The organism is Streptomyces sp. NPDC048420, assembly GCF_040651535.1.
GTDB lineage: Bacteria > Actinomycetota > Actinomycetes > Streptomycetales > Streptomycetaceae > Streptomyces.
Genome location: NZ_JBEZKG010000028.1, coordinates 1 through 12,873, shown reverse-complemented (window position 1 = coordinate 12,873; position 12,873 = coordinate 1). Strand labels below are relative to the sequence as shown.

Here is a 12,873-nt window from a genome sequence, read left to right as displayed (position 1 = left end):
CCGGCACGCGCTCAGCCTCGCCCCCGCCGGGACACACGCTCAGCCCCTCCGCAGCCCCAGCCCCCGGCGCACGCTCGGCGTCTTCCCTGCCTCATCTAGGCTCCGACAGACGCTCAGCCCCTCCCAGCCCCGACACGCACTCACCGCCTTCCCCCCCGGCACGGGCTCAACCTCGTGCCGGCTCAGACACGCGCTCTGCTCGCCCCGGCCGAGACACACGCTCAGCCCCTCCCCGGCTCCGCCACCGCATACCCCGTGGAAGTGGCCTCCGTGCCCGCTCCGCGCCGGATCTCGTGCCCGGGCAGCCCCGCCCGCCCCACGACCCAACTCGCCCCGCTGAGCGCCTTCGCGGCCTTCTTCAGCGGTGCCAGACACGCGGCCGCCTCCCGGTGGTCCGCCACGCTCCCCGGCACGCACACCACGGTGGCCAGCGACAGCGTCACGGGCCGCCCGCCCGCTGTCCAGGGCGCGTCGAGCACCGAGGCGGCCAGCGGGGCCAGTTCCTCCGGGTCCGTCAGGACCAGGAAGTCGTCCCCGCCGATGTGCCCCACACGCGCGGTGTCGGCGGCCGCGTGCTGCAGCGCCCGGCCCACCGACCGGATCAGCTCGTCGCCCGCCGCGAACCCGGCCCCGTCGTTGACCTGTTTGAAGTGATCGACGTCCAGCCAGCTCAGGGCGAAGGTCCGCCCGGCCGCGACACACCGGTCCACCTCACCCGTGATCGCGTCCGAACCCGGCAGCCGCGTCAGCGGGTTGAGACCGGCCGCCTCCTCCACCCGGGTATCGCCCAGCGCCCGTACGAGATCAGCGAGCCGTACGACGCCCACGCAGCGGCCGTACCGGTCGACCACGGCCACGTCGTCCGACGTACGGTCCCGGGCGCCGACGGCGACCACGTCCAGGACCTCCCAGGCGGTGGCGTCGATCCCCACCGTCCGCGGCGGGTCACCGAGCTTGGCGGCGGGCCGGTCGGCATACAACGCGTGTCCGTAACGGCCCGACATCGACAGCAGGAACCGCGACCGGTGCACCGACCGGAACGGCACCCCGTTCCGGTCCACGAGCAGCACCCCCGACACGTCGGGAGACCCGGTCAGCAGCGCCCGCACCTGTCCCGCGGACGCGGTGGCCGGCAACAGCGCGGCGGGGCGCACGAACTCGCGTACCGACGGCCAGGACCGCGGTGGTGCCGCGTCACCGGGGGAGCGGGGCGGAACGTACACTTCCGCCGCGGGCAGCCGGGACGGCGGCGCGAACAGCGTGCCCTGCGCGAGCTGCGCGCCCGCAGACAGGGCCGCCGCGTACTGCAGTTCCGTCTCCACGCCCTCGACGCACAGCAGCGCCCCGAGCTCGTCGCACAGCGTCCGCGTCGCCCGTACCGCGGAAGGCCGCACCAGCAGCGACCCGTCGAGCTTCACGACGTCGGGCGACATGTCGACAAGCAGCCTCAGCGGTACGTCCCCGTCGCCGACCCCGTCCGCGCTGATCCGGAAGCCTTGTGCCCGCAACTCGGCGATCGCCTCCAGCAGTGCCTGATGCGGCACATGCGTGTACGGCGGACCCACGTCGATCGTGACCTCCCACGGCAGCCGCCCCACCTCGCGTACCGCGTGGTGCAGCGGAGTCAGCCCGCCCAGGTCGGCGAGGGTGCCCGCGAACACGTTGACGTGCAGCGGCAGCAGCGTCTCCCGGCGCGCGGCCGCCCGCACCGCCAACACGGTGAGCTGTCCGTCGAGTTCGGGGTCGCGGCGGGCCTCGGCCAGGATGTCGCCGGCCTCGGGACGGGCGAGCACCTCCAGCCCGGCCACGCCGCCGGTGGCCAGATTGACCACCGGTTGGAAGGCGAAGCGGAGAGTGTCCGTCCAGGAGCGCACGGGAGCATGATGGCGCCCTTCGTACCCGCCCAAGCCCAGTTCATGAGACGTTCACGCAGGATTCCGGGGCGCTCACGCAGCGTATGAGTAACCCCTTTCCCCGGATCACCTCACGGCTATCACCGCCGACCCGTGCCCGAACAGCCCCTGGTTCGCGGTGATCCCCAAGCGCGCGTGCGGAACCTGCCGGTCACCCGCGTCGCCTCGCAACTGCCAGGTCAGTTCGCAGACCTGGGCGATCGCCTGGGCGGGGACCGCCTCACCGAAAGAGGCGAGCCCGCCGCTCATGTTGACGGGTATGCGCCCGCCCGGGGCAGTCGCCCCCTCACGCAGGAGCTTCGCGCCCTCGCCCTCCCCGCACAGCCCCAGATCCTCGTACCACTGCAACTCCAGGGCGGTCGACAGATCGTACACCTCGGCCAGCGAGAGATCCTCCGGCCCGGCACCGGCCTCCTCGTAGGCCGCGCGCGCGATCGAGGCACGGAAGGTGTCGGCGGCGGGCTCGACCGCGACGGCCGAGTCCGTCGCGATGTCCGGCAGGTCCAGCACGGTGTTCGGATACGTCGGCGTCACTGTCGACACCGCCCTGATCCGCACCGGCTCGGCCCTGCCCCGTCGCCGCGCGAACTCCATGCTGGAGAGCACCAGCGCGGCCCCGCCGTCCGAGGTGGCGCAGATGTCCAGCAGCCGCAGCGGATCGGCCACCACGGCGGAGGCCGCGACCTCTTCCGCGGTGACCCGCTTCCGGTAGCGCGCGTAGGGGTTGAGTGCGCCCATGGCGGAGTTCTTCACCTTGACCTGCGCGAAGTCCTCCGGTGTGTCCCCGTGCAGGGCCATGCGCCTGCGCGCGTAGAGCCCGAAGTAGGTGGGGTTGGTCGCCCCGAGGACTCGGAACCGCAGCCAGTCCGGGTCGTCGGGCCGGTCGCCGCCCGCGGGCCGGAAGAACCCTTTGGGTGCCGAGTCGGCACCGACCACCAGCACCACGTCGGCCAGACCGGCGAGGATCTGCGCCCGCGCTGCGGCCACCGCCTGGGCTCCCGACGCGCACGCCGCGTACACGCTGGTGACACGGGCCCCCTGCCAGCCCAGCGCCTTCGCGAAGGTCGCCCCCGCCACATAGCCCGGATACCCGCCCCGCACGGTGTCGGCGCCGACGACCGAGCCGATGTCCCGCCACTCCAGACCGGCGTCGGCCAGCGCCGCGCGGGCCGCCGTCACGCCGTACTCGACGAAACCCCGCCCCCACTTGCCCCAGGGGTGCATGCCCACGCCGAGCACCGCCACGTCCCCCGTCACGCCGTCACCCCCGTCGGCCGCCAGTTCCACGTCGTCCAGACCGTCTCGTCGTCTTCATGGAGCACCCCGGGGACGACCTCCACCTCCGCGCCCACCGTCAGATCGGCGACGGCCACCCCCGGAGCCGCCTGCCCCAGCACCACCATCCGTTCGGCGGGCAGCTCCACAGCGATCAACGTGTACGGCTCCCACGGAAGTTCCGGATCGGTCACATAGGGTGACGGCGGTCGATACCGACCGTCCGTGTAGGACCAGACACGACCCCGGCGGGAAAGGGGAATCTCCGCCAGATCTCCACCGGCACATACCGGGTTGCGGCAATGGCCGTCCTCACGCGGGAAGTAGACCGAGGAACAGGCGGAGCACCGCGTGCCGAGAAGCGTGAACTCGTCTCCTTCGCCGGCGAACCACCCGACGACCACTGGTGTGCGCGTACGTGGCAAGACCCCTCCCCGGATTGGATCTGACGGTACGTCAGAAGTGTCGCACGGGCGGCCGCAAAGAGGCAGAGGACCCAACGGAACCGGACCCACCGATGATCGGATACAGTCCGCCGAGTGTCCGAAACCCAGCACTCCATCCCCAACTCCGCGCCCGGCTCCCACTGTTCGAGCTGTGGAGCGCCCTACGGAGAGGGCGTCGCGGGCTGGCCCCGCACCTGTCCCGTCTGCAACGCCGTGGCCTACCGCAACCCCCTGCCGGTCGCCGTCGCACTCCAGCCCGTGTACGACACCCAGGGCACCGCCCTGGTCGTCATCACCCGAACCATCGCTCCCGCGCGCGGAGGCATCGCACTGCCCGGCGGATTCATCGACCACCGCGAGGACTGGCGGCACGCCCTGGTCCGTGAGCTCAAGGAAGAGACCGGCATCGAGGCGGCGAGCCGCGACGTACGGCTCGTCGACGCGCTCAGCTCGACCGACGGGCACCTGCTGTTGTTCGGGGTGCTGCCGGAGCGTCCCGCCGACGGGCTCCCGCAGTCCGCCGCCACCGACGAGACGGAGGGCTGGCACCTCCTGCGCAGGCCGGAGGAGCTCGCCTTCCCCCTGCACACACTGGCCGCACGGGCCTGGTTCGAGGGCCGTTACGTCTGAGACTCAGCGCGCTCCGAGCCCGCGCAGCCGCACCGGGTGGGACGGCTCGCTCAGGCCGTCCTCACCCTCCCGCTGAACGACCACCTTCCGGCCCTCCCAGCGGGCGACGTAGCGTTCGATCTCCGGTTCGTCCCACCCGTCGCCCGCATGCTCGACGACCAGCCCACCTCCGCTCCGGCCCCGGGCGGGCGCCCACACCTCCAGTTCGAGACCGCCGTCCTCGCTGCGCACCGGGATGACGGCACCCGCGCGCGCGAGCACCGGAATCCTGGACAGGGGAGCGTCGACGAGCACCTGCCCCGGCCCCTCGTACACCCGCTCTGTCGCCGTGTCGTACCAGCGGCCCCGCGGCAGCTGGACCGCACGCCGGTCGCTGCCGGGATCGAGCACCGGTGCCACGAGCAGACAGTCACCCAGCAGGAAGGCGTCCTCGCAGTCCCGCAGGGCGCGGTCCTCCGGCGCGGACCACCACAAGGGGCGCACATAGGGGGCTCCGGTACGCCGGGCCAACTGCGCGAGCGTCCTGAAGTACGGCAGCAGCCGCCGACGTTCCAGGAGCGCCACGCGCGCGTGCTCCAGTACCTCGGGCCCGAACTCCCACGGCTCCCTGCGTCCCGCACGCAGACTCGCGTGCGTACGGAACAGCGGCAGAAACGCGCCGAGTTGGAACCAGCGCAGATACAGCTCGGGTGACGGGTTCCCGTCGAAGCCGCCCACATCGGGCCCGGAGTACGGCACCCCGCACAACCCGAGCCCCATGACCAGGGACAGTGAGGCGCGCAGACCGGGCCACCCGCTGGCCACGTCGCCGGACCAGGTGCCGCCGTAGCGCTGCATGCCGGCCCATCCGGAGCGCGAGAACAGGAAGGGCCGCTCTTCGGGCACCAGTTCACGCAGACCCTCGTAGCCGGCCTGGGCCATGCACAGCGCGTAGACGTTGTGGGCCTCTCGGTGGTCACCGCCCCGGCCTTCCAGGGCGTGCCTGGCCGATCGCGGCAGAGTGGACTCCCCGAAGGCGTTGAAGGAGGTGGGTTCGTTCATGTCGTGCCAGAAGCCCGCGAACCCCGCCTTGAGCCGCTCCTGATAGAGGCGACCCCACCACGCCCGCACACGCGCGTGCGTGAAGTCCGGAAAGACCGCCTCCCCGGGCCACACGACCCCTTCCACGAGCCGCCCGGACGCGTCCCGCACGAAGGCGTCCTCGGCCGTTCCGCTGTCGTGGACGGCGTTGCCGGGCGCGGCCTTGACGGCCGGGTTGACGATCGACACCAGCCGGATCCCGTCCCTGCCCAGTTCCTCGGCCAGTTGGGGGAGTTCGGGGAAGCGCTCCTGGTCGACCGTGAACACCTGGTGCTCGTCCAGGTGGTCTATGTCGAGATGGACGGCGTCGAGTGGCAGACCGTGCTCCCGGTACCGGGCGACGATCCGCCGCACCTCCTGCTCGCTGCCGAAGCCCCAGCGGGCGTGATGATGGCCGAGCGCCCACGACGGCGGCAAGGCGGGCGCACCCGTCAGCGAGGCCCAGGCGAGCAGCACGCGCGCGGGCGTGCCCACCATCACCCAGCAGCGCAGCGGGCCGCCGTCCATCCGCAGCTCACTCGTCCCCGCCCGGTCGTGCCCGGACCCGGCTCCCTCCTCGCCCTCCCTGAGGGTCACGGTGCCGTCCCACGACGTGTCGTGGAACACGAGGTGGGTGGCGGCGTCGGCCACCACCAGTTGCACCGGCATCGTGACGTACAGCGGATCGTCACCCGGCCCGAACGCCCGCCCGGGATCGGTGTTCCACAGCCGATACGTTCCGTCCCGCAGCCGCGGCCCCGACGCCCGTCCCCCCAGCCCGAAGAAGCGCGCGTCCGCACCGACCTCCGACCGCTGCATCCAGCGCGCCGCGCCGCCGTTCACCGGTTCCCACCACCGGGGCGGCAGATCCCGGCGCAGGGTCACCCCGCCGGGCGTACGCACCTCGACCGCGCCGTGCCGGGACACCACGACCGTCGCCCGCTCGGCCACGACCCGCCAGCCGCCGTCCTTGTCCGGCTCGAGCACCGCCCGGGGATCCGGCTCCGGGCAGCGGCCCACCAGCGCGTACGACGGCTCGGGCTCGGCATCGTCCCAGCCCCAGAAGACCGCCCCGTTCACCGCGACGACGATCCGCAGCTCGGAGCGGCTGAACCGGACGACACCTCCGCCGGGTCCCGGCTCGACATCCTGGACCGGACCCGGCACCCGCGCGCGCTCGGCCCCTCGCGCCGGCAGCCCGGTGGCGTCGATACGCCTCCTGCGCCATGCCGCGCGGACGGTCCGCAACCCTTGGGGCGCCCCCACGGAACCAACCGCCTTCACCGAACGCACCAGGTCACGACCGTTCATGCTGCTCACCCTGCCACTCACTGCCCCACGCGCGCGTGCCGTTCAACTGCCGTTCACCCGTGCCGGGACCACATCTTCACGACACGGACTATGTGGGCCGCACCCTGGCGTAGAAGTTGATCACATGGCATCGTCCCTGTCAGCCGCTCACGCGCACACCCCAGCCCGTGCGCGGGAGACGCACACGACGCGCACAGTCCGGGAGCCGCCCCATGCCGACCCTGAACCCTCAGCCGCTCTGGCAGCCAGATCCGCAGCGCATCGCCCGTTCCCAGGTCACCAGATTCCAGGCCTGGGCGGCCGAACACCACGGAGCCCCGGCCGAAGGCGGCTACGCGGCCCTCCACCGCTGGTCCGTGGACGAGCTGGAGACGTTCTGGAAAGCCGTCACCCAGTGGTTCGACGTACGGTTCTCGACGCCCTACGCGCGCGTGCTGGGCGACCGCTCGATGCCCGGCGCCGAATGGTTCCCGGGAGCCACCCTCAACTACGCCGAACACGCCCTGCGCGCGGCCGAGACCCGCGCGGACGACCAGGCCCTCCTGTACGTCGACGAGATCCATGAGCCGCGCCCGGTGACCTGGTCCGAGCTGCGGCGCCAGGTCGGCTCCCTGGCCGCCGAGCTGCGCGCCCTCGGTGTACAGCCGGGAGACCGCGTCAGCGGCTACCTCCCGAACATCCCGCAGGCCGTGGTCGCCCTCCTCGCCACCGCCGCCGTCGGTGCCGTCTGGACGTCCTGCGCCCCCGACTTCGGCGCCCGCAGCGTCCTGGACCGCTTCCAGCAGGTCGAACCGGTGGTCCTGTTCACCGTCGACGGCTACCGCTACGGCGGCAAGGAGCACGACCGCCGCGAGACGGTCGCCGAACTCCGCCGCGAACTGCCCTCCCTGCGTGCCGTCGTCCACATTCCGCTCCTGGGCACCGAGGCCCCCGAAGGCGCCCTGGAGTGGTCGGCCCTGACCAGCGCCGACACGGAGCCGGTATTCGAACAGGTCCCCTTCGCACACCCCCTGTGGGTCCTCTACTCCTCGGGTACGACCGGCCTGCCCAAGGCGATCGTCCAGTCCCAGGGCGGCATCCTCGTCGAGCACCTGAAGCAGCTCGGCCTGCACTGCGACCTCGGCCCCGAGGACCGTTTCTTCTGGTACACCTCCACGGGCTGGATGATGTGGAACTTCCTCGTCTCCGGCCTCCTCACCGGCACGACCGTCGTCCTGTACGACGGCAGCCCCGGCTACCCGGACACCGGCGCCCAGTGGCGGGTCGCCGAACGCACGGGCGCCACGCTCTACGGCACCTCGGCCGCGTACGTCATGGCCTGCCGCAAGGCAGACGTGCACCCCGCGCGCGACTTCGACCTCTCCAAGGTGCAGTGCGTGGCCACCACCGGCTCACCGCTCCCGCCCGACGGCTTCCGCTGGCTGCACGACGAGTTCGCGGAGAGCGGGGCGGACCTGTGGATCGCCTCCGTCAGCGGCGGCACGGATGTGTGCTCCTGCTTCGCGGGCGCCGTGCCGACCCTGCCCGTGTACATCGGGGAGCTCCAGGCAGCCGGCCTGGGCACCGACCTGCAGTCCTGGGACCCCAGCGGCGATCCCCTGATCGACGAAGTCGGTGAACTCGTCGTCACCAACCCGATGCCGTCGATGCCGATCCACTTCTGGAACGACCCCGACGGCAGCCGCTACCACGACAGTTACTTCGACACCTATCCCGGCGTATGGCGACACGGCGACTGGATCACCGTCACCTCACGCGGCTCGGTCGTCATCCACGGCCGCTCCGACTCGACGCTCAACCGGCAGGGTGTCCGCATGGGCTCGGCCGACATCTACGAGGCCGTGGAGCGGCTCCCCGAGATCAAGGAATCCCTGGTCATCGGCATCGAACAACCCGACGGCGGCTACTGGATGCCGCTGTTCGTGCATCTCGTCCCCGGGGCGGCCCTGGACCAGGCCCTCCTGGACCGCATCAAGCAGACCATCCGCGAGAACCTCTCGCCCCGCCACATCCCCGACGAGGTCATCGAGGTACCCGGAATCCCGCACACCCTGACCGGGAAGCGCATCGAGGTGCCGGTCAAGCGCCTCCTCCAGGGCACCCCGCTGGACAAGGCCGTCAACGCGGGCTCCATCGACAATCTCGACCTGCTGCACTTCTATGAGGACCTGGCCCGCAAACGCGCATGAGGGGGCAACCACCCGTAGGGGCCTCGGACTCACCGAGTACGTCGATGAAGTCCGAGGCCGACCGCGCCGCGTCGGCAGGCTCCACCTCGCCGATCGTGATCCACATGCGCGCTGCGGAGAAGCCCCGTCCCGCCCCCATACCGTCACCGCCTTGAAGCACCCCGGTCCACGACCAGACGGCGAACTCCCTGGTGCGACCGCACCGGCAGCACGAGGGCCTCGCGGCCGCCGAAAGACACCTTCGGAACACTCGCGGTCACCGCAACCATCGCCACCGACCCGGCGGGATGGGCCGCAGTCGGCGCTCCATCGCCCTGACCTGCGGAATCCAGCACCAGCTGATCCGGACACCCCCACCCGGACCGCGTTGTCAGTGCCGCCGGTTACTGTGAGTGAGCATTGATCGACTGCGCACAGGGGGAAATCATGGCGCACACCGACCACCAGACAATGCGACGCGTCCTGCGCCGCGAAATCGCGGGCACCATCGGCCTGCTCACCGACGAACACGACTTCCGCGCCATGCGGCGCTACCGAAGCTTCACCTTCGACGACCACGCGACCTACCTGAAACAGGTCGAAGCCCTCTTGAGGGCCCGCGCCGCACAAGGCAGCCACACCACCGTTGCCCTCTTCGACCCACTGGAGTACGCAGAGTTCTGCGAGGAGACGGGCCTGAACCCGGACATCCCGTCGAGCCGCACACGCTTCACGGCGGAACTCGCCACCACCGGACCGGCACTCCCTTATGAGGGCCAGCCCCTCACCGACCTGGTGCCGGCCCTCGTGGACGAAGCGGTCCGCCAAGCCACCTGGGAATACGCGACCACACTCCTCGCCCGCCTCGGCGCCTGTGGCTCCTGCGGGGAGGACATCGGCCGCGCGGCCTTCACCCGCGCCTCGAACCTCCTCGTCCGCATCCTCGACACCGCCCATCCAGGCGAACACCACCTCGTCTGCAGCATCACCGGTACCCCGGAAACCCTCGTCTCCGTCCTCCACTCCGACGAGAACACCGAGGGGGCCGTACGACTCGACGAGGCCGAGGCCCTCGAATTCACCACCGTCCTCGCACTCGGCATCGCCACCCAGTGCCCCGGCGGACTCGTCATGCGCACCACCACCCCAGGAATCACCGACCGCATCTACGGCTGGCGCCTGCGCGGCGACGGCCTCGAACCCCTCACTGCCGGAGAAGTCTTCGACGCCTACTGCACCGACATCGACAACGGCGACCTGATCTCCCCGGAATCGGACGTCGACTACTGCGTGCCGCCCGACCTCGGCCTGGAAGGACAGGCACCGCGCCACAACCACTGAACACGCGGAGGGCGCTCCACCCGCGGGTGGAGCGCCCTCTACGGAACCTCGGTCGGCCGACTCGGTCCGGCTACTCGCCCGACAGCACCGCCTGAGCCGCGTCGCGCGCCTCTTCGGCACTGTCGGCGGCCCGCGCGGCAGCGGCCGCACGCTCGCACTGCGCCAGCGTGTACTTCGCCAGCGCCGTCCGGACATAAGGAATGGACGCCGCACCCATGGAAAGAGAGGTGACCCCGAGACCGGTCAGCACACAGGCGAGCAGCGGGTCGGACGCGGCCTCGCCGCAGACACCACAGCTCTTGCCCTCGGCCTTCGCCGCCTCGGCGGACAGCGCGACCAGGTCGAGGAGCGCGGGCTGCCACGGATCCTGCAGCCGCGACACCGCACCCACCTGCCGGTCGGCTGCGAACGTGTACTGCGCGAGGTCGTTGGTCCCCAGGGACAGGAACTCGACCTCCTGAAGTATCGACCGCGCCCGCAGCGCGGCCGAGGGGATCTCCACCATCGCGCCGAACTTCGCCCGCAGTCCCGCCTCCCGGCACGCGTCGGCGAACGCCCTGGCATCGGCGCGGTCCGCCACCATCGGGGCCATGACCTCGAGGTAGACCGGCAGGCCCGCGGCGGCCTTCGCGAGCGCCGTCAGCTGCGTGCGCAGCACGTCCGGGTGGTCGAGCAGAGTCCGCAGCCCACGCACACCCAGCGCCGGGTTCGGTTCGTCTGACGGCGTCAGGAAGTCCAGCGGCTTGTCCGCGCCCGCGTCCAGCACACGGACCACGACGCGCCCCTCAGGGAACGCCTCGAGGACCTGACGGTAGGCCTCGACCTGCTTCTCCTCCGACGGAGCGTTCTTGCTGTCGTCGAGAAAGAGGAACTCGGTGCGGAAGAGACCGACACCCTCGGCCCCCGCCTCGACCGCGGCAGGTACGTCAGCCGGACCGCCGACGTTGGCCAGCAGCGGCACCTTGTGGCCGTCGGCGGTGGCACCCGGGCCGGTCGACGCGGCGAGCGCGGCCTTCCGCGCGGCGGCAGCGGCCTCCAGCTCGGCCTTCTTCTCGTCGCTCGGATTCACGAAGATGTCGCCGGTGCTGCCGTCGACAGCGATGACCGTGCCCTCGGCGAGCTCACCGGCACCCGGCAGTGCCACGACGGCCGGCACACCGAGCGCCCGCGCCAGAATCGCGCTGTGGCTGGTCGGCCCGCCCTCCTCGGTGACGAAACCCAGGACAAGTGTCGGGTCCAGCAGAGCGGTGTCGGCGGGGGCGAGATCACGCGCCACCAGAACATACGGCTCGTCGCTGTCCGGGACACCCGGCATCGGGACCCCGAGCAGACGAGCGACGATCCGATTCCGCACGTCGTCGAGGTCGGCCACCCGTCCGGCGAGGTATTCACCGGCGTTCGCCAGCAGCTCGCGGTACGCGGCAAACGCGTCGTACACGGCACGCTCGGCCGTGCTGCCGACGGCGATACGCCGGTCCACGTCCGCCATCAGCTCGGGGTCCTGAGCCATCATGGCCTGCGCCTCGAGCACTGCCTGGGCCTCGCCACCCGCCAGATTGCCGCGCGCCATCAGGTCGGCCGCCACAGCCTCCACGGCCTGGCGGGCGCGCCCCTGTTCGCGCTCCGCCTCCTCCGCCGCAATCTGCTTGGCAGGCGGCTCCAGCACCGCCGTTCCCATGTGCCGAACCTCGCCGATCGCCACACCGTGGCTCACGCCGACGCCTCGCAGCGTTGTCTCCATCTCACCCGTCTCCGATAGTGCGGCGGGTCCCGCCGCCGCGATGGTTGTCGTCACTACTTGCCGTCATACGACGGCACCGACGTCACTTCCAGAGGAAGAGACTGTCGCCGGCCTTCACGTCGCCGTCGTCACGGAGTTCGGAGAGGGCCTCGGCTGTGGCCTCCAGAGCCACGACCGGGCAGACCGCGGACTTGCCGGCGGCCTCGACGGCAGCCGGGTTCCAACGCACGACAGCCTGGCCCCGGGTGACGGTGTCGCCCTTGTTCACCAGCAGCTCGAAACCCTCGCCGTTGAGCTGCACAGTGTCGATGCCGAGGTGGACGAGTACGCCGTGCCCCTGCTCGTCCACGACGACGAACGCGTGCGGGTGAAGAGAGACGATCACTCCGTCGACGGGTGCGACGGCCTCGGACGGTTCACGTACGGGGTCGATCGCCGTACCAGGGCCGACCATGGCCCCGGAGAAGACCGGATCAGGCACGGCGGCCAGTCCGATGGCGCGTCCTGCCAGAGGGGACGTCACGGTGGTCATGGGAAGCCTCCCAGGGGTGGAGCTGCGTATATGGGCCGTCACTGCCTGTCTCGGACGGCTCTGTCCAGCAGCGTATGTCAGATGAAGTGAGGGTTCCGCATGGAAGATACCCGCTGGTGGTCTAGACCACCAGCCCAATGGATTTGCACCGCCTCCGAGGCCCCGTGTACAGTCGTACTCCTGCTTGAGGCCGAGCGACGCGATCGAGCGTCCGCGCCTGGCAGCAACCAAACTTGTCAGACCCTATCTCGGATCAACTTCTGCATGCCTGCAGGATGGTGGTCAGAGGGCCGGAAAAACACTGATAGAGTTTGAAACACCGAAGGGAAGCGCCTGGAGGAAAGCCCGAGAGGGTGAGTACGAAGGAAGCGTCCGTTCCTTGAGAACTCAACAGCGTGCCAAAAATCAACGCCAGATATGTTGATACCCCGTCTCCGGTCATTCGGCTGGGGCGAGG

Annotated in this window: 9 protein-coding genes; 3 read left to right on the top strand and 6 right to left on the bottom strand. The window is 70.9% G+C overall.

Annotated elements, in window-relative coordinates; translation table 11 throughout:
• Positions 1 to 221 precede the first annotated feature (221 nt).
• From AB0D34_RS38375 to AB0D34_RS38365, 3 genes are all read right to left on the bottom strand, one after another.
• Positions 222 to 1,874 carry a GGDEF domain-containing protein gene (locus AB0D34_RS38375; RefSeq protein ID WP_362670587.1) on the bottom strand — a complete coding sequence of 551 codons (1,653 nt, stop codon included), beginning with the start codon at positions 1,872 to 1,874 and terminating at the stop codon, positions 222 to 224.
• Between the two features lie 105 nt (positions 1,875 to 1,979).
• Positions 1,980 to 3,170 (bottom strand): lipid-transfer protein, encoded by a 1,191-nt coding sequence (locus AB0D34_RS38370; protein ID WP_362670585.1) that lies wholly within the window; start codon positions 3,168 to 3,170, stop codon positions 1,980 to 1,982.
• Positions 3,167 to 3,592, bottom strand: coding sequence for a zinc ribbon domain-containing protein (locus tag AB0D34_RS38365; protein WP_362670752.1), 426 nt, complete (start codon positions 3,590 to 3,592; stop codon positions 3,167 to 3,169). The genes AB0D34_RS38370 and AB0D34_RS38365 overlap by 4 nt, the downstream gene beginning before the upstream one ends.
• Positions 3,593 to 3,727: 135 nt before the next feature.
• Here AB0D34_RS38365 and AB0D34_RS38360 point away from each other — a divergent pair, with 135 nt between their 5' ends.
• A complete protein-coding gene (locus AB0D34_RS38360) occupies positions 3,728 to 4,264 on the top strand; it encodes an NUDIX domain-containing protein (RefSeq protein WP_362670582.1) in 537 nt (178 codons plus the stop codon).
• A 3-nt stretch (positions 4,265 to 4,267) separates the two neighbouring features.
• Here AB0D34_RS38360 and AB0D34_RS38355 read toward each other — a convergent pair whose 3' ends face one another.
• Complete coding sequence (locus tag AB0D34_RS38355) at positions 4,268 to 6,634, bottom strand: TIM-barrel domain-containing protein (protein ID WP_362670580.1); 2,367 nt, start codon at positions 6,632 to 6,634, stop codon at positions 4,268 to 4,270.
• A 212-nt stretch (positions 6,635 to 6,846) separates the two neighbouring features.
• Here AB0D34_RS38355 and AB0D34_RS38350 point away from each other — a divergent pair, with 212 nt between their 5' ends.
• On the top strand, positions 6,847 to 8,823 hold the full coding sequence (locus AB0D34_RS38350; RefSeq protein ID WP_362670578.1) for an acetoacetate--CoA ligase: 1,977 nt from the start codon (positions 6,847 to 6,849) through the stop codon (positions 8,821 to 8,823).
• A 426-nt stretch (positions 8,824 to 9,249) separates the two neighbouring features.
• Positions 9,250 to 10,143 carry a hypothetical protein gene (locus AB0D34_RS38345; protein ID WP_362670576.1) on the top strand — a complete coding sequence of 298 codons (894 nt, stop codon included), beginning with the start codon at positions 9,250 to 9,252 and terminating at the stop codon, positions 10,141 to 10,143.
• A 70-nt stretch (positions 10,144 to 10,213) separates the two neighbouring features.
• Here the strand turns inward: AB0D34_RS38345 and ptsP are convergent, their stop codons facing one another.
• The gene (gene ptsP, locus AB0D34_RS38340) at positions 10,214 to 11,884 is read right to left on the bottom strand and encodes a phosphoenolpyruvate--protein phosphotransferase (protein WP_362670574.1); all 1,671 of its coding nucleotides are present in this window, start codon (positions 11,882 to 11,884) and stop codon (positions 10,214 to 10,216) included.
• Between the two features lie 82 nt (positions 11,885 to 11,966).
• On the bottom strand, positions 11,967 to 12,416 hold the full coding sequence (locus tag AB0D34_RS38335) for a PTS glucose transporter subunit IIA (protein ID WP_362670571.1): 450 nt from the start codon (positions 12,414 to 12,416) through the stop codon (positions 11,967 to 11,969).
• Positions 12,417 to 12,873: the final 457 nt, after the last annotated feature.

What these genes read in the sequence shown, in the direction of transcription:
- AB0D34_RS38350 (WP_362670578.1), top strand. Translation starts at nt 6,847, where the DNA reads ATGCCGACCCTGAACCCTCAGCCGCTCTGGCAGCCAGATCCGCAGCGC.
- AB0D34_RS38355 (WP_362670580.1), bottom strand. Translation starts at nt 6,634, where the DNA reads ATGAACGGTCGTGACCTGGTGCGTTCGGTGAAGGCGGTTGGTTCCGTG.
- AB0D34_RS38345 (WP_362670576.1), top strand. Translation starts at nt 9,250, where the DNA reads ATGGCGCACACCGACCACCAGACAATGCGACGCGTCCTGCGCCGCGAA.
- ptsP (WP_362670574.1), bottom strand. Translation starts at nt 11,884, where the DNA reads ATGGAGACAACGCTGCGAGGCGTCGGCGTGAGCCACGGTGTGGCGATC.
- AB0D34_RS38335 (WP_362670571.1), bottom strand. Translation starts at nt 12,416, where the DNA reads ATGACCACCGTGACGTCCCCTCTGGCAGGACGCGCCATCGGACTGGCC.